Annotated in this window: 27 protein-coding genes; 19 read left to right on the plus strand and 8 right to left on the minus strand. The window is 64.0% G+C overall.

From position 1 onward, the window contains the following. Nucleotides 1–6 precede the first annotated feature (6 nt). Nucleotides 7–177, minus strand: coding sequence for a Flp family type IVb pilin (locus EJ073_RS16275; RefSeq protein ID WP_126056637.1), 171 nt, complete (start codon nt 175–177; stop codon nt 7–9). Nucleotides 178–535: 358 nt separating this feature from the next. On the opposite strand from EJ073_RS16275, the gene EJ073_RS16280 reads away from it, so the two are divergent. From EJ073_RS16280 to EJ073_RS16290, 3 genes are all read left to right on the plus strand, one after another. Further along, entirely contained in the window at nt 536–955 is a 420-nt protein-coding gene (locus EJ073_RS16280) for a pilus assembly protein N-terminal domain-containing protein (protein ID WP_126056638.1), read from the plus strand. Between the two features lie 151 nt (nt 956–1,106). After that, on the plus strand, nt 1,107–1,697 hold the full coding sequence (locus EJ073_RS16285) for a TadE/TadG family type IV pilus assembly protein (RefSeq protein WP_126056639.1): 591 nt from the start codon (nt 1,107–1,109) through the stop codon (nt 1,695–1,697). Nucleotides 1,698–1,735: 38 nt separating this feature from the next. After that, a complete protein-coding gene (locus tag EJ073_RS16290) occupies nt 1,736–2,356 on the plus strand; it encodes a TadE/TadG family type IV pilus assembly protein (RefSeq protein ID WP_126056640.1) in 621 nt (206 codons plus the stop codon). Nucleotides 2,357–2,397: 41 nt separating this feature from the next. Here the strand turns inward: EJ073_RS16290 and EJ073_RS16295 are convergent, their stop codons facing one another. Further along, complete coding sequence (locus EJ073_RS16295) at nt 2,398–3,354, minus strand: PhnD/SsuA/transferrin family substrate-binding protein (RefSeq protein ID WP_126059249.1); 957 nt, start codon at nt 3,352–3,354, stop codon at nt 2,398–2,400. A 181-nt stretch (nt 3,355–3,535) separates the two neighbouring features. On the opposite strand from EJ073_RS16295, the gene EJ073_RS16300 reads away from it, so the two are divergent. The 11 genes from EJ073_RS16300 to EJ073_RS16350 all read left to right on the plus strand — a co-directional run bounded on the left by EJ073_RS16300 (nt 3,536) and on the right by EJ073_RS16350 (nt 14,923). After that, a complete protein-coding gene (locus tag EJ073_RS16300) occupies nt 3,536–4,786 on the plus strand; it encodes a phosphopentomutase (RefSeq protein WP_126056641.1) in 1,251 nt (416 codons plus the stop codon). Further along, complete coding sequence (gene mutM, locus EJ073_RS16305) at nt 4,770–5,657, plus strand: bifunctional DNA-formamidopyrimidine glycosylase/DNA-(apurinic or apyrimidinic site) lyase (RefSeq protein WP_126056642.1); 888 nt, start codon at nt 4,770–4,772, stop codon at nt 5,655–5,657. Before EJ073_RS16300 ends, mutM begins: the two co-directional genes overlap by 17 nt. A 39-nt stretch (nt 5,658–5,696) precedes the next feature. Then, a complete protein-coding gene (locus EJ073_RS16310; RefSeq protein ID WP_126056643.1) occupies nt 5,697–6,470 on the plus strand; it encodes an enoyl-CoA hydratase in 774 nt (257 codons plus the stop codon). 158 nt (nt 6,471–6,628) lie between these two features. Next, nucleotides 6,629–6,895, plus strand: coding sequence for a 30S ribosomal protein S20 (gene rpsT, locus EJ073_RS16315; protein ID WP_126056644.1), 267 nt, complete (start codon nt 6,629–6,631; stop codon nt 6,893–6,895). Nucleotides 6,896–7,811: 916 nt separating this feature from the next. Beyond that, nucleotides 7,812–9,284 carry a chromosomal replication initiator protein DnaA gene (gene dnaA, locus EJ073_RS16320; protein ID WP_245455265.1) on the plus strand — a complete coding sequence of 491 codons (1,473 nt, stop codon included), beginning with the start codon at nt 7,812–7,814 and terminating at the stop codon, nt 9,282–9,284. A gap of 403 nt (nt 9,285–9,687) precedes the next feature. After that, nucleotides 9,688–10,806, plus strand: coding sequence for a DNA polymerase III subunit beta (gene dnaN / locus EJ073_RS16325; protein ID WP_126056646.1), 1,119 nt, complete (start codon nt 9,688–9,690; stop codon nt 10,804–10,806). Nucleotides 10,807–10,831: 25 nt separating this feature from the next. Further along, nucleotides 10,832–11,989: a DNA replication/repair protein RecF gene (recF, locus tag EJ073_RS16330; RefSeq protein ID WP_126056647.1), complete on the plus strand. Its 1,158-nt coding sequence runs from the start codon at nt 10,832–10,834 to the stop codon at nt 11,987–11,989. Nucleotides 11,990–12,020: 31 nt separating this feature from the next. Further along, complete coding sequence (locus tag EJ073_RS16335) at nt 12,021–12,770, plus strand: molybdopterin-synthase adenylyltransferase MoeB (RefSeq protein WP_126056648.1); 750 nt, start codon at nt 12,021–12,023, stop codon at nt 12,768–12,770. Nucleotides 12,771–12,774: 4 nt separating this feature from the next. After that, nucleotides 12,775–13,263 (plus strand): GNAT family N-acetyltransferase, encoded by a 489-nt coding sequence (locus tag EJ073_RS16340; RefSeq protein ID WP_126056649.1) that lies wholly within the window; start codon nt 12,775–12,777, stop codon nt 13,261–13,263. Between the two features lie 8 nt (nt 13,264–13,271). Beyond that, nucleotides 13,272–14,513 (plus strand): aconitase X catalytic domain-containing protein, encoded by a 1,242-nt coding sequence (locus EJ073_RS16345; RefSeq protein ID WP_281032997.1) that lies wholly within the window; start codon nt 13,272–13,274, stop codon nt 14,511–14,513. Beyond that, on the plus strand, nt 14,510–14,923 hold the full coding sequence (locus EJ073_RS16350) for a DUF126 domain-containing protein (RefSeq protein ID WP_126056651.1): 414 nt from the start codon (nt 14,510–14,512) through the stop codon (nt 14,921–14,923). The genes EJ073_RS16345 and EJ073_RS16350 overlap by 4 nt, the downstream gene beginning before the upstream one ends. A 5-nt stretch (nt 14,924–14,928) precedes the next feature. Here EJ073_RS16350 and EJ073_RS16355 read toward each other — a convergent pair whose 3' ends face one another. Further along, entirely contained in the window at nt 14,929–15,930 is a 1,002-nt protein-coding gene (locus tag EJ073_RS16355) for a D-glycerate dehydrogenase (protein WP_126056652.1), read from the minus strand. Nucleotides 15,931–16,087: 157 nt separating this feature from the next. Between EJ073_RS16355 and EJ073_RS16360 the strand changes: the two genes are divergently transcribed. Next, a complete protein-coding gene (locus tag EJ073_RS16360) occupies nt 16,088–16,648 on the plus strand; it encodes an SH3 domain-containing protein (RefSeq protein ID WP_126056653.1) in 561 nt (186 codons plus the stop codon). On the opposite strand, the gene EJ073_RS16365 is transcribed toward EJ073_RS16360, so the two are convergent. After that, the gene (locus tag EJ073_RS16365) at nt 16,645–17,034 is read right to left on the minus strand and encodes a DUF4260 domain-containing protein (protein WP_126056654.1); all 390 of its coding nucleotides are present in this window, start codon (nt 17,032–17,034) and stop codon (nt 16,645–16,647) included. The two genes, EJ073_RS16360 and EJ073_RS16365, sit on opposite strands and share 4 nt — an antisense overlap. A 10-nt stretch (nt 17,035–17,044) precedes the next feature. After that, nucleotides 17,045–17,476, minus strand: coding sequence for an iron response transcriptional regulator IrrA (gene irrA, locus EJ073_RS16370; protein ID WP_126056655.1), 432 nt, complete (start codon nt 17,474–17,476; stop codon nt 17,045–17,047). A gap of 265 nt (nt 17,477–17,741) precedes the next feature. On the opposite strand from irrA, the gene fabA reads away from it, so the two are divergent. From fabA to EJ073_RS16390, 4 genes are all read left to right on the plus strand, one after another. Further along, complete coding sequence (fabA, locus tag EJ073_RS16375) at nt 17,742–18,260, plus strand: 3-hydroxyacyl-[acyl-carrier-protein] dehydratase FabA (RefSeq protein ID WP_126056656.1); 519 nt, start codon at nt 17,742–17,744, stop codon at nt 18,258–18,260. A 123-nt stretch (nt 18,261–18,383) separates the two neighbouring features. Beyond that, on the plus strand, nt 18,384–19,604 hold the full coding sequence (fabB, locus tag EJ073_RS16380) for a beta-ketoacyl-ACP synthase I (protein ID WP_126056657.1): 1,221 nt from the start codon (nt 18,384–18,386) through the stop codon (nt 19,602–19,604). Nucleotides 19,605–19,616: 12 nt separating this feature from the next. Next, nucleotides 19,617–20,429 carry an enoyl-ACP reductase FabI gene (fabI, locus tag EJ073_RS16385; RefSeq protein WP_126056658.1) on the plus strand — a complete coding sequence of 271 codons (813 nt, stop codon included), beginning with the start codon at nt 19,617–19,619 and terminating at the stop codon, nt 20,427–20,429. A gap of 101 nt (nt 20,430–20,530) precedes the next feature. Continuing rightward, a complete protein-coding gene (locus tag EJ073_RS16390; protein ID WP_126056659.1) occupies nt 20,531–22,075 on the plus strand; it encodes a bifunctional diguanylate cyclase/phosphodiesterase in 1,545 nt (514 codons plus the stop codon). Between the two features lie 9 nt (nt 22,076–22,084). Here the strand turns inward: EJ073_RS16390 and EJ073_RS16395 are convergent, their stop codons facing one another. From EJ073_RS16395 to rpsO, 3 genes are all read right to left on the minus strand, one after another. Beyond that, nucleotides 22,085–23,098 carry a class I SAM-dependent methyltransferase gene (locus EJ073_RS16395; protein ID WP_126056660.1) on the minus strand — a complete coding sequence of 338 codons (1,014 nt, stop codon included), beginning with the start codon at nt 23,096–23,098 and terminating at the stop codon, nt 22,085–22,087. Nucleotides 23,099–23,182: 84 nt separating this feature from the next. Continuing rightward, the gene (pnp, locus tag EJ073_RS16400) at nt 23,183–25,333 is read right to left on the minus strand and encodes a polyribonucleotide nucleotidyltransferase (RefSeq protein ID WP_126056661.1); all 2,151 of its coding nucleotides are present in this window, start codon (nt 25,331–25,333) and stop codon (nt 23,183–23,185) included. Between the two features lie 417 nt (nt 25,334–25,750). Continuing rightward, a complete protein-coding gene (rpsO, locus tag EJ073_RS16405) occupies nt 25,751–26,062 on the minus strand; it encodes a 30S ribosomal protein S15 (protein WP_281033073.1) in 312 nt (103 codons plus the stop codon). Nucleotides 26,063–26,186 lie beyond the last annotated feature (124 nt).

Consider the following 26,186-nt stretch of genomic DNA (forward strand, 5'->3'; position numbering starts at 1 on the left):
TCGATATTACGAGTTGTTGACCGTCGTGGCGATCGCGTTGAACTTGTTGTTCAGCGCGTTGCCGAGGGCGCCGGCGCCGACCATGATGGCGAGCGCGATGAGAGCGGCGATCAAGCCATATTCGATGGCGGTCGCACCGGACTCGTTCTTCACAAAACGTGCAATGAGATTAGACATTCGAGAGCTCCTACTCCACGTGTTACAGCACTTCCGTCAACTTCTCTTGCCGGTTGATCGGATGCTGCCCAATCTAGGGAGAAGCCCTTTCGATCGGCTTAATAAACAGCCTTACCGATTCCTTTCCGGTCGCGAATCCGTTGCTTGGTTAATCGTCGGCTAAAGTAGTGAAGGGCCGCCTCGCCTCGCGCAAAGCAGCGGTAAAGGCGGGGTCCCCGACGATCGCTCAAGCAGCGATCACGGCCCGCGCGGCATGCAACCGTAGCCTGGTGTTAAGCGTGACAGCCCGGGGCTTAACCGTTGGTTCACCAATCTCGTTCATGTTCCGTTGAACAGTTTGCCGCCCTGGAGCGTCCTGATGACCGGATTGAGATCGTCGTTTGCAGTTGCCGCGCTTCTCGCCGCCACTTTCGTCATGCCGGCAAAAGCTGGGCCCGGCATCGAGGTCACCATGAACCAGGCCAAGATCGTCAAGCTGTCGCGCGCCGCCGACACAATCGTCATCGGCAATCCGGCGATTGCCGATGCCTCCGTGCAGGACGCCTCGACGATCGTACTGACGGGCAAGGGATTCGGCGTCACCAACCTGGTCGTCCTCGACCAGGAAGGCAGCCCGATCATCGACGAGCAGGTCACCGTCGTGCGGCAGGATGCATCCTCGGTCAGAATCTACAGGCGTGCCGAGATCCAGACCCTGTCCTGCACGCCCTATTGCGAGAGTTCCTACAAGAGCGATAGCGAGAGAACCTCGGAAACCGAGATGAGCGCCAGCCACTGAATCGCCGGCCGCCGGCGGCGTTGCCGCGCCGCCGGCCACGGTTAGCTGCTGGTTAAGGGCTTTTCGACGACTCTAACGGTCATCCAAACCGGACCTCAATGGGTTTTGGCTAGTGTTCCGGCCGGCATCAACGGATCGGCAGGGAGGGGGCATGCGCGGGAATCCGGCACCCGAGGACGACAATCGCGGCAAAGGGCGGACAAGGCTCCGCTCCCGCTTTTCTGGCGATCGGCGCGGCAGCACGGCGATAGAGTTCGCTATGTTGGCCCTGCCTTTTGCTCTCCTCGTCTTCGCCATCCTCGAAAGCTGTATTTCATTTGCCGGCCAGGAGGTGATGGCCAATGCCACGGATGACATCGCCCGCCAACTGCGCACCGGCCAGCTAAGACCGGCCGACGTGTCCGGCACCAAGTTGAAGGACATGATCTGCGCCAAGTTGGAGATCATGGTCGCCAAGAACTGCCCGGGGTTGCTCGTCGACCTGCGCGAATATCCAACCTTTGCGGACGCCGCAACGGCAAGCTTCAAGATCGTAAACGGCGACATCGTGCTGACGCAGGGCACCAATTCGACGAGCTTCGGCGTATCACCTGGGCTGGCGGAATCGAAGAACATGCTGCGCGTCTTCTACAAATGGCCGGTCATGACCGACTTCATGGCCAGGTCGATGGCCAATCTGAAGGACGGCAACACGCTGCATTTCGCGTCGGTGACCTGGCAGAACGAACCGTTCGACAATTGAGACTTACGGGCATGCTTCGGCAAAACGGGGGTAAGGGCATGTATCGTGCGGGGGCACATCGGGGGATTTTGGCGGCCTGGGCAAGGGCGACGCGGTTTTGCGCTGATCGCCGCGGCGTCGCGGCGATCGAGTTCGCCTTCATCGTGCCGCTGCTGCTCGTCATGTATTTCGTGACCATGGAGGCCTCACAGGCCATCGAGACCAGCAAGAAGGTCAGCCGCATCGGCAGCATGGTGGCGGACCTCGTCACGCAGCAGAACACGATCAGCAAGGCGGATCTCGACGCGATCATGAAGATCGGCACATCGACCTTGAAGCCCTACAACCGGTCGACCCCCAAGATCGTCATCACGGCCATAGAGGTCACGACCGATACGACGCCGAAGGTGCAGGTCGTCTGGTCGCGCAAGCTGGACAACGGCGCCACCAGCGCCGATGCTGCGAAGACCACCACCACCACAATTCCCACCGCGCTCAACGTCAAGGGCACGTTCCTGATCCGTGTCGAAAGCGACCTCGCCTATGAGCCGATCATCACTTGGGCGGCGGACAGCCAGGAGCGGATTGGACTGACCTCGGCTTTCAGCCACATTTCGATGAGCGAGACCTATTACCTGCGGCCGCGCAGGAGCACCACGATCCCTTGTGGCGATTGCTGAGAATTCCTTTGCCGCCGCGGTGGTCGCCGCGTCGTCCGGGACTACTGCCGGCCCTCTTTGCCCGACACCAGCCGCACGATCGCCGCCGCCGTCGCATAGTCCTCTTGCGAGGTGACGGTGAAGCCGCCGGAATGCGTTGCCTCCAGGAGATCGTAGACATCGGGCGTCATCGACTTCAGGTTGGTGAGGAACACGGTGAGCCGGCGCTTGGCCTCGGGGTCGAGATCGCTGCGCACGGCATGCGGGCCATATCTCAGCAGCCCTGACGTCCACACCACCTGAACGGACGTCTTCGAAAGACCCGCCGCCTCCAGCCGCGCCAATGTCCCGTTCGGATCCGCCACCTGGTCGCCCGTGCCGGCAGGCTGGCCAGCAGGGAGAGCCGGCTGACTGTCGGGCACTGCCGTTTTGTCATTGGAGGCTACCCAGCCGAACAGGGCATCGGCCTCACCATCGACCAGCATTGTTTCGGCGGCGGCGGCCGAAGCGGCGTGTATCAGGTACGGCGAGTCCTCGCTGATTCCGACACCTGCATCCGCCAGGCCGGCAAGCGGCAGCAGCGAACCGCCGATACTGTCGGCAGGCGCCAAGGCGATCCGGTGGCTGGCCATCGCGGCCAAGTCCGGGACCTTGCCGTCGCGCGTCACAAGGACGGAGCGGATGCCGGTGGCGCCATCCACGTCGACCGGCGCCACCAGAGGTTCGACGCAGCCGCAGCGCTCGGACGCCGTCGCATAGGCAATTGCCGAATAGACGGCATATTGGATTCGTCCGTCCACCTGGGCCTCGATCAGCGCCTGGTAGTCGCGCGCGACGACGAACTCCGCCTTCATGCCCAGTGCCTTCGTATAGGCGTCGGTCAGCAGCGCCAGGCCCGGAACGGTGTTGCCACCACCCGGTTCGGCGACGATGCCGATGCGGAACGTGCCGATGTCGTCGCGCCAGTCGGCGCTGGCCGTGTCCGGCCAGGATGCGGCCAGCAACGCCAGAGCAGCCATCCATGCCTTGAAGGAAGGCTTTGCCGAAAATCCGCCGCGCCTTCTCATCCCTGCCCCGCCTGTGCCGGCATCCCACCTCGCCCGACTATCGCGCCGAGCGGTTGCCGTTTGGTTTCCGAATTGCCAATGGCGATGCGGAACCCTATGTCTGGGGCCGCAGACAGGCAACAATGACCCTTTGATGGCGCGCGCTTTCCTCTTCGTCCTCGACTCTTTCGGCATCGGCGGCGCCGCCGATGCCGCCCGCTATGGCGATGCCGGCGCCGACACGTTCGGGCACATTGCACTCGCCTGCGCCCAGGGTCGCGCGGACCGCGAAGGCTTGCGCCGCGGACCGCTCGCCGTGCCCAACATGATGTCGCTTGGGCTTGCCCGCGCGGCAGAAACCGCGACGGGGTTCCACTTCGACAATGACGGCACTGAACCGCTTGCCGCGACCCTTCACGGCGCGGCGCAGGAAATCTCCAGCGGCAAGGACACGCCGTCCGGCCACTGGGAAATTGCCGGCCTGCCGGTGCGCTTCGACTGGGGCTATTTCCCCGAGACAGTGCCCGCCTTTCCGGCTGCGTTGACCGAGGCGATGATCCGGGAGGGAAAGGTGCCCGGCATTCTGGGCGACTGCCATGCGGGCGGAATCGAGATCATCGAGCGGTTCGGTGAGGAGCATATCCGCACCGGCAAGCCGATCTGCTACACCTCGGTCGACTCCGTCCTGCAGATCGCCGCGCACGAAACGCATTTCGGCCTCGAACGGCTCTACGAGTTCTGCAAGACGGTGCGCAGGCTGGCCGATCCGCTGAACATCGGCCGGGTTATCGCCCGGCCTTTCGTCGGCGAAAGCGTCGCCACCTTCGAACGGACATATAACCGCCGCGACTATGCGGTGCCGCCGCCAGAGCCGACCCTGCTCGACCGGCTGACCGGGCGCGGCAGCAAGGTCATCGCGGTTGGCAAGATCGGCGACATCTTCGCGCATCGCGGCATCTCGGAGGTGCGCAAGGCCGCCGGCAACATGGCGATGTTCGACAAGGCGCTCGGCGCGATGGACGAAGCCGGCGACGGCGACCTGGTGTTTGCCAATTTCGTCGATTTCGACACGGAGTTCGGCCATCGGCGCGACGTCGCCGGCTATGCCGCGGCGCTCGAGGCGTTCGACCGGCGCCTGCCCGAAGCGCTGGCGAAATTGAAGCAAGGCGACCTCTTCATCCTCACCGCGGACCATGGCAACGATCCGACCTGGCGCGGCACCGACCATACGCGCGAGCGCATCCCGGTGATCGGCACCGGACCTGGGCTCGCGGGCGGCGACATCGGCCTCAGACCGACTTTCGCCGATATCGGCGAGACCGTCGCGGAGCATCTCGGGCTGGAGCCCGGCCGTCACGGCACCTCCTTTTATGCGGCGATGGGCGGCCATGCCCGAACTGCCTGAGGTCGAAACCGTCCGGCGCGGGCTGCAGCCGGTCCTGGAAGGCGCTCGCCTGGTCAGGGTCGAAGCGCGCCGGCCCGATCTCAGGTTTCCATTTCCCGCGCGCTTCTCCGAACGGCTAACCGGCAAGACCATCACCGCGCTCGGCCGGCGGGCCAAGTACCTCACCATGCATGTCGATGGCGGTCCGGTGCTGATCTGCCATCTCGGCATGTCGGGCTCCTTCCGCATCGAAACCGCCGAAGGCGAAACGCCCGGCGCGTTCCATCACGAGCGCTCGAAGAATTCGGCGCACGACCATGTCGTGTTCGACATCGAATCTCCCGCGGGTACCCGCTCGCGGGTGATCTTCAACGATCCGCGCCGTTTCGGCTTCATGCTGTTTGCGGAAGGCGCGCCAGACACTCATCCGATGCTGACCGGCCTCGGCATCGAGCCGACCGGCAATGCGCTGGACGGCGCCCTTCTCGCTTCGCTGCTCGCCGGCCGCAGATCGCCATTGAAAGCGGCGCTGCTCGACCAGCGGCTGATCGCGGGACTCGGCAATATCTATGTATCGGAAGCGCTGTGGCGCGCCGGCCTGTCGCCGCTGCGCGAGGCGGGCACCATCGCCGGAGGCGGCAAAAAGGCGAGGGAGCGAAGCGAGCGCCTGGCCGAAGCGATCCGGTCGGTCATCGCCGATGCGATCGCCGCCGGTGGCTCCTCGCTGCGCGACTATGTGCAGTCCGATGGGTCGCTCGGCTATTTCCAGCATTCCTTCGCGGCCTACGACCGCGAGGGCGAGCCATGCCAAAAGCCCGGCTGCGGCGGCCATATCGAGCGCATCGTGCAGAGCGGCCGCTCGACCTTCTATTGCCGGACCTGTCAGCGGTGAGCTAGACCGATCCCTCAATCGGAACGAGGAGGCGATGCCATGACCTATGAAACCATCATCGTGGAAACGCGCGGCAAGGTCGGGCTGATCACGCTGAACCGGCCGAAGGCGCTCAACGCGCTGAACTCCCAGGTCATGGCGGAGGTGGTCGCGGCGATGAGCGGGTTCGGCGCCGATGCCGGCATCGGCGCGATCATCATCACCGGTTCCGAGAAGGCCTTCGCGGCTGGCGCCGACATCAAGGAGATGCAATCGATCGCCTTCGTCGATGCCTACACGCAGGACTTCTTCGTCGGCTGGGAGCAACTCACGCGCGTGCGAAAGCCGATCATCGCGGCGGTTGCGGGTTACGCGCTTGGCGGCGGCTGCGAACTGGCAATGATGTGCGATTTCATCATCGCCGCGGATACCGCAAGGTTCGGCCAGCCCGAGATCACGCTTGGCGTCATGCCCGGCATGGGCGGGTCACAGCGGCTGACCCGTTTTGTCGGCAAGTCGAAGGCGATGGACATGTGCCTGACCGGGCGGATGATGGATGCGGCCGAGGCGGAGCGCTGCGGGTTGGTGTCGCGCGTCGTGCCCGCGGGCGATCTCATTGAGGAAGCTCTGAAGGCCGCGGCCAAGATCGCCGAGTTCTCGCTGCCGTCGGTGATGATGACGAAAGAGGCCGTCAACCGGGCCTATGAAACGACGCTTGCCGAGGGTTTGCGGTTCGAGCGGCGGCTGTTCCACTCGCTGTTTGCGCTGGACGACCAGAAGGAAGGCATGGCCGCCTTTGCCGAGAAGCGGAAGCCCAATTTCACCAACCGATAAGATGGTCGGGCGCCGGCGTCAAAAAGAAGGCGAAGCGGCGTTGACGCGCCGGAAAAGCTGAACTATAAGCCGCACCAACCGAGGCGGCCTGTGGCTGCCCGTTTGTTTTTTGCGCCCTGCGATACCGCTGGCGCCCACCAGATCAGAAGAGAGGCACCATGGCCAACACCTCCTCGGCCAAGAAGGCAACGCGCAAGATCGCCCGCCGGGCCGCGATCAACAAGAACCGCCGCTCGCGCGTCCGCACTTATGTGCGCCAGGTCGAAGAGGCGCTCGCCTCGGGCGACAAGGCTGCCGCGCTGGCCGCGTTCAAGGCTGCCGAGCCGGAATTGATGCGCGCCGCGACGAAGGGCGTGATCCATAAGAACACGGCGTCGCGCAAGGTTTCCAGACTGGCGCACCGGCTCAAGGTACTGACTGCCTGATAAGCCTTTACTAAACTTGCGTTCTTCGAACCCGGCGGATGACGCCGGGTTTTTTCGTTTGCCGGCAAGTACTTAAAAAGAACGCCCCGAGATCGCGTCCAGGCTGGATTTCAAAATCCGGTTTACTTTGCCGGCATATACATGCGCACTGATATTCCGTTATGCCGAAAGCGGGCGCTGACCAAAATTCGGCTGTCAGAAATTAGCTATATATTTCAAACGCCTGTGGATGGTGATCCACAGCTTGTTCACATCGCGTTCGAGCGGCGGGGGACAAGTAGCTGTCAAGCGAATTATTTCAGAAAATTTCGTGCCGAGCGGCCATTTTCATATTCGCCGGAAAAGGGTTTGAATCACAATGGCTTTGTCAAAATATGCCGTTGCGGCACCCGCTCCGAACCCGTCTCCGCTAACCAGATTCGTTAAAAATCCGTTAGTCGTGGCCTTGCCCTATCCACAGCGATTTCGGTAATGTCCATCCATCGAAGGGACGGGCTCTTGGCCTTCAACCCAGCCTGAATCGGCCACCACAAAATGGCAGAATTCATGACGTGGATCAATTCCGCGAACGGGCTTGATTTGTCTTTTCGAGGCGGTAGGGGACTGGCGTAATTGTACATGGCAGGTCGATGGAGCCGGCGTTTTCGCCGGATGGCATCGCATTGCCCTGGTGTGTCGAGAACGGCCCAGCTTGCAAGAGCTGGCACCGGTCCCTTTGTTACGAGGCGATGATCACCTGCCGGCGGCGGCGGTGGTGTCGCAGCGAAGATACGGTCGCCGGAAACATGGATGCAGGAGGCGCATCCCCGGCGGAAAAGGGTACAAAAGGACAAGGAACTCGATCATGCAGAGCGGCATCGAAAGGGAGCTAACCAGCGAACTCCCATTCCCAACAACATTCGTCGGAGGGGACAGCATGGCGGGTTCCAGCGACGCGGAACAGAAGTTCGAGCGCGTCAAGGCCCAGCTGAAGGCGCGCCTGGGAGCTGAGGTCTATTCAAGCTGGTTTGGCCGCATGAAGGTTGCCGAGGCTTCCCGCGGCATTGTCCGCATCTCGGTACCCACGGCCTTCCTGCGGTCGTGGATCAACGGCCACTATCTCGATCTGATCGCGGAATTGTGGAAGCACGAGGATCCCGAAGTCCTCAAGATCGAGATCGTGGTGCGCACCGCCACGCGCCAGACACGCAATGGCGTCGAGCCTGAGGTGACGCCGGCGCGTAAGATGACCCGACAGACGCAGACGGCGCTCGCCGCGGGCACCGCCGCGACAGGCAGGGTCGAACGGGCTCCGGCGCCGCGCCCGGGCGTGCCCGCAGAGACCGAGTTCCGGCACAATGTGCTGGGGTCGCCGCTCGATCCACGCTACACCTTCAGTTCCTTCATCGAAGGCCCGTCGAACCGGGTGGCTTTCGCCGCCGCCAAGGCCGTGGCGGAATCGCAGTCGAGCGCGGTGCGCTTCAACCCGCTTTTCCTTCATGCGACGGTCGGCCTCGGCAAGACGCATCTTCTGCAGGCGATCGCGGCGGAATCGCTGATACACAACCCGAAATCGCGCGTCGTCTACCTGACGGCCGAGTATTTCATGTGGCGCTTCGCCACCGCCATCCGCGACAACAACGCGCTAACGTTGAAGGAGCAACTGCGCGATATCGATCTCCTGATCATCGACGACATGCAGTTCCTGCAGGGCAAGTCGATCCAGCATGAGTTCTGCCACCTGATCAACATGCTGCTCGACAGCGCCAAGCAGGTGGTGGTTGCCGCCGACCGGCCGCCGTCCGAGCTGGAGTCGCTGGAGCCGCGCGTGCGCTCCCGCCTCAATGGCGGCGTGGCCCTGGAAATGTCGGCGCCGGACTTCGCAATGCGTCTCGGCATGCTGAAGCTGCGCCTCGCCACGGCCAAGGTCGACGATGCCTCGCTCGATATTTCGGACGAGATCCTCAACCATGTCGCGCGCACGGTGACCGGAAGCGGACGAGAGTTGGAAGGCGCCTTCAACCAGCTCCTGTTCAGACAGTCCTTCGAACCGCAGATCAGCATCGACCGTATCGACGAGATCCTCGGGCACATCTATCGCTCGGGCGAGCCGAAGCGAGTGCGCATCGAGGACATCCAGCGCATCGTGGCGCGCCACTACAACGTGTCGAAGACCGAGCTTCTGTCCAATCGGCGCACGCGCACCATCGTCAAGCCGCGGCAGGTGGCCATGTATCTGTCGAAGGTGATGACGCCGCGCTCGCTGCCCGAGATCGGACGGCGCTTCGGCGGCCGCGACCATACGACCGTGTTGCATGCGGTGCGCAAGATCGAGGACCTTTCGGGCGCCGACAACACGCTGGCGCAGGAACTGGAACTCTTAAGAAGACTGATCAACGACCAGGCTTGAGCGGCCGGGAAAGACCTGGAGCGGTTCAGCGTTTCATGGAATCGCCGAACCGCTCTAACTAATTGTTTCTACGCAATTCCGGACGGAAAACCGTTACACACTTTTCCTGGAATTGCCCTAAAGCGCGGCGCGCCCGTAACGGTCCATGCGACGCGCTGAGGTGTGGTTTTCATGCATGTCGTTGTTCTCGAACCGCTGCGCGCTTTTGGGTGACATGCATTAAACGGGGACTTCGCCGGCTTTATCCCCAGAAAGCCCGCGCAACCGGTCCGAACCGGTGGCGCGGGCTTGCGTTTGCAGGCTTTTTCCTGTCAGTTTAGGCAGATTCTGAGCCTGTTCAGAGCTTTCGCGGGGCGCCGCTCGCCGGAGACCCGCTCATTCATTCAAGCGAGCCTGTTTCGTCATGCGTGTTATCCTGGAACGGTCAAATCTCCTGAAGTCGCTCAACCATGTCCACCGCGTGGTCGAACGGCGCAACACCATACCGATCCTGTCTAACGTGCTGCTCAGCGCCGAGGGCGCCAGCCTCGAGATGAAGGCGACTGACCTTGACCTGGAGGTGACCGAAGCCACGCCCGCCAAGGTCGAGCGCGGCGGAGCCACAACGGTTCCGGCGCACCTGCTCTACGACATCGTGCGCAAGCTCGCCGACGGAGCGGAGGTGATGCTGAAGACCGACGAGGACGGCAATGCGATGACCGTCACCTCGGGCCGGTCGAGCTTCCGTCTGCAGTGCCTGCCGCAGTCCGATTTCCCGGAACTTTCGGCCGGCTCCTTCTCGCACATCTTCCGCCTCGATTCGGTCGACCTGAAAGGCCTGATCGAAAAGACGCAGTTCGCCATCTCCACCGAGGAGACGCGCTACTATCTGAACGGCATTTACCTGCACACGCATGAGGCCGGCGGCAAGCTGAAGCTGCGCTCGGTGGCGACCGATGGCCACCGCCTGGCGCGTGCCGAGATCGACGCGCCGGCCGGTTCGGAAGGCATGCCGGGCATCATCATCCCGCGCAAGACGGTCAGCGAGTTGCAGAAGCTGGTCGACGACCCGGATGTCGCCGTGACCACCGAACTTTCCGACACCAAAATCCGCTTCACCATCGGCAGCGTCGTTTTGACCTCGAAGCTGATCGACGGCACCTTCCCGGACTATCAGCGCGTGATTCCCACCGGCAACGACAAGAAGCTGATCATCGACCGCCAGAGCTTTGCCGCCGCAGTCGACCGTGTGTCGACAATTTCCTCGGAGCGCGGCCGGGCGGTGAAGCTGTCGATCGCCGAGGGACAGCTCACGCTCGCCGTCAACAATCCGGATTCCGGCAGCGCCACCGAGGAATTGTCGGCCGACTATTCGTCAGACCCGATCGAGATCGGCTTCAACGCCAAGTATCTGCTCGACGTCGCCGCCCAGCTCACCGGCTCGGAAGCGAAATTCATGCTTGCCGACGCCGGCTCGCCGACGCTGATCCACGACATGGCCGACGAGACCGCGCTCTACGTGCTGATGCCGATGCGGGTCTAGGCTGCGGCAGGGCCAGTTCGTTGCCGTGACGGGAGCTGCAAAACAGCAACAGACTCACATAAGTAAGCTTACACTTACCAACTTCCGCAACTATGCGGCGCTGTCCATCGATCTGTCGCCCGGGGCCGTGGTGCTGTCCGGCGACAATGGCGCCGGCAAGACCAATCTGCTGGAAGCGGTTTCGCTGCTGACGCCGGGGCGCGGCCTGCGCCGCGCGCCCTATGTCGATCTGGCGCGCGAAGGCGGCGATGGCGGTTTTGCGCTGCACGCCCGCATCGAGGGACCCGAAGGCCAGGTAGAGATCGGCACGGGCATTCCGGGTGGCGACAGCAGCGAAAGCGGCAGGCGCGTGCGGATCAACGGCGCTGCGGCGCGATCGGCCGAGGACATGCTGGAATGGCTGCGGGTCGTCTGGCTGACGCCGGCGATGGATGGCTTGTTCCCCGGGCCGGCCGCCGACCGGCGGCGCTTTCTCGACCGGCTGGTTCTGGCGATCGACCCCGGCCATGGCCAGCGCGCGCTCGACTACGAGAAGGCGATGCGAGGCCGTAACCGATTGCTTACGGAAGGATCGCGTGACGGCGGCTGGTTCGACGCCATCGAGACGCAGATGGCGGAGACCGGTGTGGCAATCGCCGCCGCCCGTGCCGAGCTGGTGCGCCTGCTTGCCGCCATGATTGAGCGGCTGCCTTCCAGCGGACCGTTTCCACAAGCCGACATCAGCCTCCACGGCGACCTGGAAAACGCGCTCGGCGCGGCGCCGGCGGTCGATGTTGAGGAGCGCTTCCGCCGTGCGCTCGCCGATGGCCGCGACCGCGACCGGGCCGCCGGACGCACGCTGGATGGCCCGCACCGTTCCGATCTCGTGGTGCGGCATAGGCCGAAGGCGATGCCGGCCGAGCTCTGCTCGACCGGCGAACAGAAGGCGCTGCTGGTGGGGATCGTGGTGTCGCATGCGCGGCTGACCGGCGAGATGTCGGGGATGACGCCGATCCTGCTGCTCGACGAGATCGCGGCACATCTCGACGCCGGCCGGCGCGCTGCCCTGTTCTCGATCCTCGAGGAGCTCAACTGCCAGGCGTTCATGACCGGAACCGACGCCGCGCTGTTTTCCAGCCTCGAAGGCCGCGCGCAATTCCTGACGGTCGACCACGGCACGGTTGGGCCAACCGAAGACCCCTGACAAGGTTTTTGCGCCGCGATAAGGTTTGGCCATGACCACACTTACCGACGAAGAACTCGAGCGCTATGCCCGCCATATCGTGCTGCCGGAGATCGGCGGCGCCGGCCAGCAGAAGCTCAAGCGCACGCGGGTGCTGGTGATCGGCGCCGGCGGGCTCGGCGCGCCAGCGCTGGAATATCTTGCCGCCGCCGGCGTCGGCACGCTCGGCATCGTCGACGACGACACCGTCTCGCTGTCCAATTTGCAACGACAGGTGATCCATGCCACGGACGCGATCGGCATGGCCAAAACCGACAGCGCGTCGGCAGCGATCACGCGCATCAACCCCAATGTCGTGGTGGAGCCGCACCGCCTCAGGCTGACGGCGGACAGCGCCCCTGCCCTCGTCGCCCGCTACGACATCGTGGTCGACGGCTCCGACAATTTCGAGACACGCTACGCGGTGGCCGATGCCTGCGCGGCGGAAGGCAAGCCCCTGGTGCACGCCGCCGTCGGCCGTTTCGACGGCTCGCTGACCGTGCTGAAGCCGTTCGAGGCCGGCGCCGACGGCAAGCCGAACCCGGGCTACCGCGATCTTTTCCCGGAAGCGCCTCCGGAGGGGCTGGTGCCGTCCTGCGCCGTTGCCGGCATTGTCGGCGCGCTGACCGGCGTCATCGGCACGCTGCAGGCGATGGAGACGATAAAGCTGATCACCGGCATCGGCGAGCCGCTGGTCGGCCGGCTTTTGCTCTACGACGCGCTCGGCGCGCGCTTCGACACGATCCGCTACAAGAGAGCCTGATCGCATGGACCGGCCGACAGGCGTCTTCGTTATGCAAATCCGACCCGATTTCGGGCGATGGGAGGAACTGCATTCGCTGATCATGCGCGCCTTCGCCTATATGGACGGCGTCATCGATCCGCCCTCCTCGGCGCATCTGCTGACCGCCGAAAGGCTCAAGGAAAAGGCACGGCAGGAAATCGGGCTCCTGGCGCTGCGGGACGGCCGGATCGCCGGCTGCGTTTTCACGCAGGAGCGCGCCGATACCCTCTATGTCGGCAAGCTCGCCGTCGAGCCAGACTTGCAGGGGCAAGGCATCGGCAGGCTGCTGATGCAGGCCGCCGAGGACCTTGCCGCTAGCCGTGGCAAGGGCGCCGTCGAATTGCAAACGCGCATCGAACTCGATGGCAACCACCGGGCTTTCGTGCGGCTCGGCTTTGACGAGACTGAACGCACCGCGCATGAAGGCTACGACCGGCCGACCTCGATCACCATGCGCAAGGTGCTGTTATGAGCCTAACCTTGAGCGCGGAAGAACAGGCGATCGCCGCCGGCCGGGACGGCACGGCAATGGCGATGCGCATCGTTGCCGAAAGCGCCCGCCTGCTCGCCGCGCCGCGGCTCATCCCAATCGCCTCGACGCATATTGACGGGGCGCTCTACCACGGCGATTCCGGCACACTGTTTGCCGAACGGCTTGTCGAGGGCGGCGCGCGCGTCGCGGTGCGCTCGACGCTCAATGTCGGCGCACTCGACCTGATGGGCTGCTCGCGCATCCGCCTCGAGGAGCCGCAGCGCGGCATGGCGCGGCGGATGATGGAAGCCTATCGCAAGCTTGGCTGCGAGCAGAGCTGGACCTGCGCTCCCTACCAGGCCGGGCACCGGCCGGCGCAGGGCAGCGACGTCGCCTGGGGCGAGTCCAACGCGGTGGTGTTCTGCAATTCGGTGCTGGGCGCGCGCACCAATCGCTATGGCGATTTCCTCGACATCGCCTGCGCCATCACAGGCCGCGCTCCCGACTATGGCCTGCACCGCCCGGACAACCGGCGGGCGCGACTTGTGTTCGATGTTTCAGGTCTCTCGCCTTCATTCCTCGTTTCCGAGTTCGCCTGGCCGGTGCTTGGCAGCCTCTATGGCCGCGAGGTGGGCAACGCAGTCGGCGTCGTCACCGGCGTGGCCAGGCACCCCGGCGAGGACGCGCTGAAGGCCTTCGGCGCCGCCGCCGCCTCGTCCGGCGCCGTCGGCCTTTTTCACATTGCCGGCGTGACGCCGGAGGCGCCCGATGCCGAGACCATTCTCGCCGGCGCCGCGCCGGAAACGGTCATCCGCGTCACGCCCGAAATGGCCGCGAATGCCCGTGCGGGGCTGTCGACGGCAGCGGCGCCAAAGACAATCGACGCAGTTGCAATCGGCAGCCCGCATCTGTCGCTGGCCGAGTTCGACATGCTGGAACGGCTGATCGCCGGGCGGCGGCTCGGCGTGCCGATCTATGCCTGCACCGGCCGCCATGCGCTGTCCGGCCTCGAACAGGGTGGCCGGCGCAAGGCGCTCGAGGCAAGCGGGGTGGTGATCGTCGCCGACACCTGCGTGGTGGTGACGCCAATCATGCCGGTGCTCAGCAACGGCGTGCTGATGACGAATTCTGGCAAGTTCGCGCATTACGCGCCAGGCAACACCCGCTACTCCGTGCTCTACGCCTCCCTGGCCGACTGCGTCGAAAGCGCCGTGCTTGGTAAGCCACGATTTACGGACATCGCGGCGTGAGCGCCGCTCCGGAAATCCTGGTGCCGGGGCGAACCGGGCAAGGCGAGGCGCTGGTGCTGACGGCGCCGATCAGCTTCTGGGGCGGCGTCGACCCGAAAACCGGCCGCATTGCCGACGTGCGCCATCCGCAGCATGGTGAGATCATCTCCGGACGGGTGCTGTTCCTGCCGGGCACGATCGGCTCATCCTCGGCCTCGGCCGTGCTGATGGAGCTTGTCCACAACGGCCGGGCGCCAGCCGCGCTGGTGCTGCACGAGCCGGACGCGATCCTCCTGCTCGGACTCATCGTCGCCAGGGAAATGGGCTGGGAGACGCCGATCGCGGTCCAGCTTGCTCGAAACGTGTTCGAGACCTATCGCGGCAGCACTGTGAACGTCGCCGGCGATGGCGCCCTCACCATCGCTGGCTGACGGCCTCAGGTCCTGAGCGGCAGCACGCGGTCCGGCGGACGGTGGCCGTCGAAGAAGGCGCGGATGTTGATGATCACCTTCTCGCCCATGTCGATGCGGCCTTCGAGCGTCGCCGAACCCATATGCGGCAGAAGCACGACCTTGCCCTTGGCGGCGAGCTTCAGCAGCTTGCTGTTCAGCGCCGGCTCGTGCTCGTAGACGTCGAGACCGGCGCCGGCGATCTTGCCGTCATGGATCAGCTTGATCAGCGATTCCTCGTCGATGATGTCGCCGCGCGCGGTGTTGACGATGTAGGCCGAGGGCTGCATCAGCGCCAGGCGCCGCGCCGAAAGCAGATGGAAGGTCGCCGGTGTCGAGGGGCAGTTGACCGAGATGATGTCCATACGGGCCAGCATCTGGTCGAGGCTTTCCCAATAGGTCGCTTCCAACTCTTCCTCGACCGCCGGCAGCACGCGGTGGCGGTTGTGGTAGTGGATCGACAGGCCGAAGGCCTTGGCGCGCCGGGCGACAGCGGTGCCGATGCGGCCCATGCCGACGATGCCGAGACGTTTTCCCCAGATGCGGCGGCCAAGCATCCAGGTCGGTGACCAGCCGGCCCATTTCTTGTCGCTGGTCAGCACGTTGGCGCCTTCCGCCAGCCGCCGCGGCACAGCCAGCATCAGCGCCATGGTCATGTCGGCGGTATCCTCGGTCAGCACGTTCGGCGTGTTGGTGACGGTGATGCCCTTCTTTGCCGCCGCCGCCACGTCTATCTTGTCGACGCCATTGCCGAAATTGGCGATCAGCTTGAGATTGTCGCCGGCCTGGTCGATGAGTGCGGCGTCGATGTTGTCGGTGATCGTCGGCACCAGCACATCGGCTTCCTTGACCGCGGCGACAAGCTCCGGCTGCGTCATCGGCCGATCCTCGACATTCAGCCGCGCGTCGAACAGCTCGCGCATGCGGGTTTCGACGGGATCGGGCAGCTTGCGCGTGATGACGACGAGGGGCCTTTTCTTGCCTGCCATTGTTTCCTCGAACCCGATCTCGTTGAGACCTCTTTAACCAAGACAGGCGAAACTTGAAGCCGGTCGCGGTGCCAGCCACTCCTGTAACAAGCGGTGCCGCCGAAGACAAAGAAAAAGGGGCGCCGGTGCCAAAGGGCAGGCGCCGAAAGGAATGAAAGTGTCTGGTTTCGCGTCGCTTCGCCTGGCTCTCAGCGCGGCCGTTCTTGGCGCTCTTCTTTTTTCCCCGCAACAGGTGGCGGCGCAGAGCGCGGCCGGCCCGGCGCAGACGGTCACGCTGGGCCCCAGCGGCCTTCCCTTGCCGCGTTTCGTCAGCCTGAAATCGGGCCGCGTCAATTCACGCGTCGGCCCCGGCGCCAACTATTCGGTCGATTGGATGTATATGAAGGCGGGCCTGCCTATGGAAATCATCCAGGAATTCGACACCTGGCGCCGCGTGCGGGATGCCGACGGCTCGGAAGGCTGGATCAACCAGTCGCTGCTTTCGGGCCGCCGCACCGCGATCGTCGCGCCTTGGCAGCGCAGCAAGGGCGGCCGAATCAACCTGCTTGACGATCCCGATAAGGATGCAGGCGTCGTCGCCATCCTCGAGCCGGGCGTCATGGGCTCAATCAAGAAGTGCGACGGTCAATGGTGCGAGATGACCTTCGAAGGCCACACCGGCTGGCTGCAGCAGTCAGTCGTCTGGGGCGCCTATCCGGGTGAACGGGTCAAGAACTAATCCGGCCTGACAGGCGCAGGGACCTCGCGGCGGCCGATGCGGCCAAGATGGGTGTCCTGGAAACCGCTGGGCAGCTTGAGGCCGTAGCCGAGCGCGCGGTCGATGGCGATGTGGGAGATCCAGATCAGCGCGACTGCCGTCGCCATGGAACTACCGAGGACATATCCGGCCAGCGCCAGGGCAAGCGGGACGATCAGTATGTGCAGGGCGTTATAGGCGATGGCACCTACGCGCGGTCCGGCGAGGTAGCCCAGCATCGACAGGTCCGGCGCCAGGATGAGCAGCGCGAACAGCCACCATGACGTGCCCGTCATCGCATAGAGGACGACGGCCGCCGCCGCAGCGACACACCATTCGAGCCTGATTGCGAGATCGACAGGCCGCATCGGAAGCGGATCAGTCGCGCCGCTTCGGGCGCAGCCTCACCACGATATCGACATTGGCAATTTCCATGCCCTGCGGGGGCTCCGGCAGGTTGGAGACAGTCACCGGGCCGCTGGCGATATCGAATATCCTGTTTTCGCCTTCGATATAGAAATGGTGGTGGTCGGAAGTATTGGTGTCGAAATAGGTCTTCGACCCCTCGACGGCGAGGATGCGCAGCAGGCCCGCCTGGGTGAACTGGTGCAGGGCGTTGTAGACGGTGGCGAGCGAAACCGGCACGCCGGCTGCGATCGCCTCCTCATGCAGTTCCTCGGCCGACAGATGGCGGTCGCCCTTGGCAAACAGCAGATCGGCCAGCGCAACGCGCTGGCGTGTAGGCCTCAGGCCGGCCTCGCGAACCCGCTTGTCCACAGCGACATTATCCTTCCGGCAGCCCTGATCCATCTATCCCGTCGAAGCTCGCGCTTTCGGCCCAAAAACATGCCCAGAGTGGCGAAAAAACGTCATCGGCCGAAACTGGACACGTTTCGACATATATTCTGTCGGCCGAATGCGATCAATAGAGCAAGACGCTTGTGCTCCCGCGCGCATTGACCCGGGCAGACGGGCAGGTTAAGCGCAAACGCCGGTTTCCGGCCTTGGAAAGATTGTGTTAGGAAGCCAACGACAAGGGCGCCCACCGCCCGGGACGATCACGGGGACGAAATTGATGGCGGGTTCGAAGTCCAGCTACGAATATGAAGAACTGCTTGCCTGCGCCCGCGGCGAGCTGTTCGGACCGGGCAACGCGCAGCTGCCGTATCCGCCGATGCTGATGTTCGACCGCATCACCGAGATCAGCGAGACCGGCGGCGCCTTCGACAAGGGGTTCATCCGCGCCGAATTCGACATCAAGCCGGACCTGTGGTTCTTCGCCTGCCATTTCATCGGCAATCCGATCATGCCTGGCTGCCTCGGCCTCGACGCCATGTGGCAGCTGACCGGCTTTTATCTCGGCTGGCTCGGCGAGCCGGGCAAGGGCATGGCCCTGTCGACCGGCGAGGTGAAGTTCAAGGGCATGGTGACGCCGTCGGTCAAGAAGGTGGAATACGGGATCGACTTCAAGCGCGTGATGCGCGGGCGCCTGGTGCTCGGCATCGCCGATGGCTGGCTGAAGGCGGACGGCGAACCCATATACGCGGCGACGGATTTGAAAGTGGGTCTGTCCAAGCAATCGGCGGCGGTTTGACCGGCGCCACCACCCCGCCATGCGCCCTTTGAATGTGGGACCGCATAGCGCTTTTATTTTGCGTATGATCCTCTGCGAATTCCGATTGCGGTTTTCGAAATCATGCGCCGGAAGGAGTTGCGAATGAGACGGGTCGTAGTGACGGGCCTCGGCATCGTGTCGTCGATCGGCAACAATGCCAATGAAGTCCAGGCCTCGCTGCATGATGCCAAATCGGGCATCAGCTTTTCCAATTCCTTCGCCGAACACGGTTTCCGCTGCCAGGTCTGGGGCGCCCCAACGCTCGACCCGTCGGCAATGATCGACCGACGCGCGATGCGCTTCCTGTCGCAGGGCGCGGCCTGGAACCACGTGGCCATGGACCAGGCGATTGCCGACGCCGGGCTTGGCGAGAGTGACATCACCAACGAGCGCACCGGCATCGTCATGGGTTCGGGCGGCCCCTCCACCCGGACCATCGTCGAGGCGGCCGAAACTACGCTGAAGAACGGCAGCCCCAAGCGCATCGGCCCGTTCGCTGTGCCGAAAGCGATGTCGTCGACCGCATCGGCGACGCTTGCCACCTGGTTCAAGATCCACGGCGTCAACTACTCGATTTCGTCCGCCTGCTCGACTTCGGCGCATTGCATCGGCAATGGCTACGAGCTGATCCAGTGGGGCAAGCAGGACATGGTCTTTGCCGGCGGCCACGAGGATCTCGACTGGACGATGTCGGACCTGTTCGACGCCATGGGCGCCATGTCGTCGAAGTACAACGACAAGGCATCGACCGCTTCCCGCGCCTATGACGTCAACCGCGACGGCTTCGTCATCGCCGGTGGCGCGGGCGTGCTGGTGCTGGAGGAACTCGAGCACGCCAAGGCGCGCGGCGCCAAGATCTATGCCGAGATCGTCGGCTATGGCGCGACCTCGGACGGCTACGACATGGTGGCGCCCTCGGGCGAAGGCGCGGTGCGCTGCATGCGCCAGGCGCTCTCCACGGTGTCTACGCCGGTCGACTACATCAACACGCACGGCACCTCGACGCCGGTCGGCGATTCCAAGGAAATGGGCGCCATCCGCGAGGTGTTCGGCGACAAGATGCCGTTCATCACCTCGACCAAGTCGCTGACCGGCCATTCGCTGGGCGCCGCCGGCGTGCAGGAATCCATCTACTCCATCCTGATGATGCAGGGCGGCTTCATCGGCGAGAGCGCCCATATCGAAGAGCTCGATCCGGAATTCGAAGGCATGCCGATCGTGCGCAAGCGCATCGACAACGCCAGGATCGACACTGTTTTGTCCAATTCCTTCGGTTTCGGTGGCACTAACGCAACGCTGATTTTCCAGCGCTATTCCGCATAAGGATCGCCAGTCATGGACGGACTGATGAAGGGCAAGCGCGGGCTTGTCATGGGTGTCGCCAACGACCATTCGATCGCCTGGGGCATTGCCAAGAAACTGTCCGAGCACGGCGCCGAGCTCGCCTTCACCTATCAGGGCGACGCCTTCGGGCGGCGGGTCAAGCCCTTGGCGGAAAAGCTCGGCGCATCGCTGGTGGTGCCTTGCGACGTCGAGGACAGCGCCTCGGTGAGCGCCACGTTCGAAACGCTCGGCAAGGCCTGGGGCGGACTGGACTTCGTCGTCCATGCCATCGGCTTTTCCGACAAGAACGAGCTCAAGGGCCTCTACGCCGACACCAGCCGCGACAATTTCGTCCGTACCATGGTGATCTCCTGCTATTCCTTCACCGAGGTCGCCCGCAACGCCGCGCCGCTGATGACGGATGGCGGTTCGATGATCACGCTGACCTATGCCGGTTCGGTCCGGGTGATGCCGAACTACAATGTCATGGGCGTCGCCAAGGCCGGACTGGAAGCCAGTGTGCGCTATCTCGCCAACGACTACGGCCCGCGCGGCATCCGGGTGAACGGCATCTCGGCTGGACCGGTGCGCACGCTCGCCGGCGCCGGAATTTCGGACGCCCGACACATGTTCTCCTACCAGCAGCGCAACTCGCCGCTGCGCCGCACGGTGACCATCGACGAGGTCGGCGGCTCGGCACTCTATCTGTTGTCTGATCTCTCGTCCGGCGTCACCGGCGAGATCCACTATGTCGATTCCGGCTATCACATCGTTTCCATGCCAACGCTCGATGAATTGAAGCAGAGCGACGGCGCCCGGGAATAATCCCGCCGGAAATACTCAGCTTCTGGTAAAATTGGATTCATTGGCGGAAACTCATTTTAAGGAGATTTCCGCTAGAACGTCCCGCACCTTGGGGACTCTGCATGTCTGCTGTCAGCAACCCGAAGCGAACTCCGCTGTTCCGACTGCTGACCATAGGCAGTTCGGGCATGGGCAGTTTTATCCTCGGCATCTGGGGGCTGAAGTTCGGTTTTGGCGACGGCCTTGCCGGCATGCCGGCAGGAACAATGGCCGGCATCATCGCGGCTCTCTGCGCGCTGGCCGCGGCGGGCGCCGCCCTGTCCTTCTTCGCCGGCGTCGATGAATCCGAGCAGTATGTCTTCAGCGAAACCAATTTCGACAAGCTGACGGGCCTGCTCGCGCGTCCGGCAATGGTCGGCAAGATCGCCGAGGCGGCATCGGCGACGATCCGCACAGGCGAACCGGTTTTCCTAGTCGACATCGACATCGATCGCTTCAAACACATCAACGACGCCATCGGCTACAGCCATGGCGACGATCTGATCCGGGCCTTCGCCGAGCGGCTCAAGGCCCGCATGCCGGAGGGCACGGTGATCGGGCGCCTCGGCGCCGGCGAGTTCGGTGTTCTGCTGGCCGACCGCGCGCTGAAGGGCCCGGTCGAGGAGGCGATCGAGAAGCTCATCGACGAGATGATGGAGCCCTACCAGCTCAATTCGCATCAGCAGTCGGTCAGCCTGTCGGTGGGCATTGCCGCAATGCCCAAGGACGGCGTCGACCCCGTGCTGGTGCTGCGCCGCTCCAACCTTGCGCTGCAGAACGCGCGCGCCGGCGGCGTGGGCAATTGGTCAGTCTTCCATGCCGACATGGGGCGGGTCGCCGACTATCGCCAATGGATCGAGTCCGAGCTGCATACCGCTTTCGAGCGTGGCGATTTCGACCTCCACTACCAGCCGCAGCTCGACCTGCCGAGCGGCCGCGTTATCGGCTATGAGGCGCTGATCCGCTGGAAGCATCCCGAGCGCGGCATGATCCCGCCAATGGAGTTCATCCCGATCGCGGAAGAGACCGGCATGATCAACCCGATCGGCGAATGGGTGCTGCGCAAGGCCTGCAGCGACGCCCAGTACCTGCCCGAGGACTGCTTCGTCGCCGTCAACATCTCGCCGGTCCAGTTCATGACCAAGGATTTCGTCGGCAATGTGCGCGAGACGATGGCCGCCACCGGCATCAAGCCGTCGCGGCTGGAGCTGGAGGTCACCGAGACGGCGATGATGCAGGACCGAGAGCGCGCGGCCATCATCCTGCAGCAGCTTGCCGAGATGGGCATCTCAGTGGCCGTCGACGATTTCGGCACCGGTTATTCCAATTTGAGCTACCTCATCGATTTCTCGTTCGGCAAGCTCAAGATCGACCGTTCGTTCGTCAGCCGCATCGACACCGATTCCAACTCCGGCGCGGTCGTCTCGACCATCGTCGGACTTTCGCGCGCGCTCGGCGTCGGTATCATTGCCGAAGGCGTCGAAACCGAGAACCAGGCGACGCTGCTCAGGGCCGCCGGCTGCGAGGTGGTGCAGGGCTATCTGTTCGGCCGGCCGGCGCCGCTCAAGATCGAGCTTGGTGCGGCGCGCTTCGAAAAGCGCGAGGCGCGCATTGTCAGCATGCACTGACGGCGAAGATTACAGGCGCGCCGAAAGCACCTTGAACATGCCGTCGCGGGCGACTTCGACATGGCTCGAAAAGGCCGCCGCCAGCACCGCTTCGTAAGGCAACTGGCGGTTCGCCACCATGAACAGCCGCCCTCCAGGCTTCAGCGCCTTGCCCGCCGCCCGGATGATGCCGGCGCCGACCTCGGGCTCGGCCGCCCGGCCGCGGTGGAATGGCGGGTTCATGAGGATGGCGTCATAGCGCCGCTCGACCGGCTCGCCGAGCAGATCGGCCCAGAAAAAACGCGGCGCTGCGGACGTGTTGTTCACATTGGCCTTCGCCGCTTCCAGCGCCTCGAAGTCCGCCTCGAAGAGATCGAGCGCGGTGAGGCCCGGGAACCGGGGCGCGACCTCGGCGGCCACATAACCCCAGCCGGCGCAGAAGTCGGCAACGATGCCCTTGAGGTCGCCCGGCAGGCTTTCCACCAACAGTTTCGAGCCGGTGTCGACGCGATCGAAGGAGAACATGCCCGGCGCGGTGTGGAAGCGGCCCTCGACCAGAACGGCCGGATTGGCCGCGCGCAGCACCGCCGCCGCTCCTGCGTCGACGGGCCGGCGGAACCAGAAGGCAACGCCGTGATGCTTGGGAAGGTGGCCGTCGAGCGGCACGAGCTCATCGATGCGTTTGCGCAGGGACGCGATGCCGTCCTCCTTGCCACCCGCGACCACGATCAATCCGCCCGCTGCCACGCGCTCGATCGCCTCGGCGACACGCAGCTCGTTCTGGCCGCGATGGCGCCCGGCGAGCACGAGTGCGGTGTCGAAGCTCGCGCCTTCCGCTCGCGGCAGGACATCGAAGCCTGCCGCCTGCAGCGCACGGAAATGCGACCGGAAGCCCTGCACGAGATGGAGCGCGGCAGCAAACCCTTCGGGCAAGCGGAAACCGGGCTCGGCGCCAAGAAAAAGCGCGCGTTCGCCCATCCCGGGCAAGGGCAGGGCCTCGGCCTCATAGGGATGGAACAGCGTCTTCAGCGGCTCTGCCGACATTTCCTTGCCCCGTGGGAAACAAGCCCCCTAAACGAAAACGGGCGCGACATCGCCGCGCCCGTCTCAACTATCCGGTCAGACCGATCAGGCTGCGTCTTCCTCGCCGCCTTCGGCCTTCTTCTCGCGCACGATTTCCTTGCCGGTAGCCTGGTCGACGACCTTCATCGACAGGCGGACCTTACCGCGCTCGTCGAAGCCCATCAGCTTGACCCATACCTTGTCGCCTTCCTTGACGACGTCGGAGGTCTTGGCGACGCGCTCGTTGGCCAGCTGCGAAATGTGGACGAGGCCGTCGCGCGGACCGAAGAAGTTGACGAAAGCGCCGAAGTCGGCGGTCTTGACGACCGTGCCTTCGTAGATCTCGCCGACTTCCGGTTCGGCAACGATGGTGTGAATCCACTTCCTGGCCGCCTCGATCTCCTTGGCGTTGGATGAAGCGATCTTGACCGTGCCGTCGTCCTCGATGTTGATCTTTGCGCCGGTCTTCTCGACGATCTCGCGGATGACCTTGCCGCCGGAGCCGATGACATCGCGGATCTTGTCGGTCGGGATGTGCATGACCTCGATGCGCGGCGCAAATTCACCGAGCTCGGCGCGGGCACCGGACAGCGCGTGGGCCATCTCGCCGAGGATGTGCAGGCGGCCGTCCTTGGCCTGGCCGAGCGCGATCTGCATGATCTCCTCGGTGATGCCGTCGATCTTGATGTCCATCTGCAGCGAGGTGACGCCGCTGGCGGTACCGGCAACCTTGAAGTCCATGTCGCCGAGGTGGTCCTCGTCGCCGAGGATGTCGGAGAGCACCGCGAAGCGCTCGCCTTCCTTGATCAGCCCCATGGCGATGCCGGCAACCGGCTTGGCGATCGGCACGCCGGCATCCATCAGCGCCAGCGAGGTGCCGCAGACGGTGGCCATCGAGGACGAGCCGTTGGACTCGGTGATCTCCGAGACGACGCGCAGCGTGTAGGGGAACTGGTCGGCGGAGGGCAGCATCGGCCGGATGGCGCGCCAGGCGAGCTTGCCGTGACCGATTTCGCGCCGGCCCGGCGAACCCATGCGGCCGGTCTCACCGACCGAATAGGGCGGGAAGTTGTAGTGAAGGAGGAACTTCTCCTTGTACATGCCGGTCAGCGAGTCGACATACTGCTCGTCCTCGCCGGTGCCGAGCGTGGCGACGACCAGCGCCTGGGTCTCGCCACGGGTGAACAGCGCCGAACCGTGGGTGCGCGGCAGGACGCCGACTTCGGAGACGATCTTGCGCACTGTCTTGAGGTCGCGGCCGTCGATGCGCGAGCCGGTGTCGAGGATATTCCAGCGCACGACCTTGGCCTGGAGTTCCTTGAACACGGTGCCGATCTGCTCGGACGTGTACCTGGCTTCCTCACCTTCGGCCGGGGCGAACGCCGCCTTGACCTTGGCCTTGACAGCGTCGACGGCGGCGTAGCGGGCCTGCTTGTCGGTGATCTTGTAGGCATCGCGAAGTTCATCGCCGACGATCTTCAGCATCTCGCCTTCGAGCTCGGAATAGTCCGGCGCGGTGAAGTCGCGCGGATCCTTGGCGGCAACCTCGGCCAGCTTGATGATGGCGTCGATCACCGGCTGGAAGCCCTTGTGGCCGAACATCACGGCGCCGAGCATCAGCTCCTCGCTGAGCTCCTTGGCTTCCGATTCGACCATCAGCACGGCTTCCGACGTGCCGGCGACGACGAGATCGAGCTTGGATTCCTCCATCTCGTCAATATGCGGGTTGAGCACATATTCGCCGTTGATGTAGCCGACGCGGGCGCCGCCGATCGGGCCCATGAAGGGGACGCCCGACAGCGTCAGCGCTGCCGAGGTGGCAACGATCGACAGGATGTCCGGATCGTTCTCGAGGTCGTGCTGGACGACGGTGACGACGATCTGGGTGTCGTTCTTGTAGCCGTCGGCGAAGAGCGGGCGGATGGGGCGGTCGATCAGGCGGGAAACCAGCGTTTCCTTCTCGCTAGGACGGCCCTCGCGCTTGAAGTAGCCGCCCGGGATCTTGCCGGCGGCATAGGTCTTTTCCTGGTAGTTGACGGTCAGCGGGAAGAAATCGAGGCCGGGCTTCGGTTCCTTCATAGAAACGACGGTGGCGAGGACGACGGTCTCGCCGTAGGTGGCGAGCACGGCGCCGTCAGCCTGGCGGGCGATCTTGCCGGTTTCCAGAACGAGCGGACGGCCGCCCCACTCGATTTCCACTTTGTGGTAGTTGAACATATCTTGTCCTTCATATGCGGAAAGGGTCGCGCTGCTTGATCATGCGCGGATGCCCTTTCCCCTGGCTTCTTTTCTCGGGCAGCCACGGGCAAGACAACGGGAAGCTCATGTCAATCTCGGCACGATGGCCGCACGAGCGTCCTGCAATCCTGCCCCATGACCGTCCATGGGCGGTTCCGAGTGGCCCTCTGCTTTCTCGAAACCGGGTGGCCGATCGATCCGAACGGCCTTGCGCATGACCCCGAAAGCCTCGGCTCTCGAAACGCGCCCTGCGCAAATGCGAACTTTGCGAAGCGTCCATTTGCGCATCCAAACCGATGCGCGGCGCTTCATTTCCCTCATTGGCGCACTGGAGAGATCCGATGCGCCAATGCGCGACCGGCGGGCTCTCCCGAGGAAAGCCCGCCGGTCAATTCGTCAACGGCGCAGACCGAGCTTCTCGATCAGCGTCTGATAGCGCGCGTCGTCCTTGCGCTTGAGATAGTCAAGCAGGCTGCGGCGCTGGGAGACGAGAGCGAGCAGACCACGGCGGGAATGGTTATCCTTCTTGTGGTCCTTGAAGTGGTCGGTCAGGTTCTTGATGCGCTCGGAAAGAATGGCCACCTGGACTTCCGGAGACCCGGTATCGCCCTTGGCGGTCGCGAATTCAGTCATCAATTCCTTCTTGCGCTCGGCAGTAATCGACATCGTGTTTTTCCTTATCTGTTGGAGGAAACGGGACGCCCTCAGCCGGGATGTCGTCCAGCAGGGGCCGGTGCAAGCAACGCGTCAGGGCGCGAAGCTGCCGGGCATATAGTGCAATTCCCCAGAAAACGCCAGCCCATTTCACGAGCCGGCTTGTCGCAGGCCTTTT

Origin of the sequence: Mesorhizobium sp. M4B.F.Ca.ET.058.02.1.1 (assembly GCF_003952505.1) — a bacterium.
Classification (GTDB): Bacteria; Pseudomonadota; Alphaproteobacteria; order Rhizobiales; family Rhizobiaceae; genus Mesorhizobium.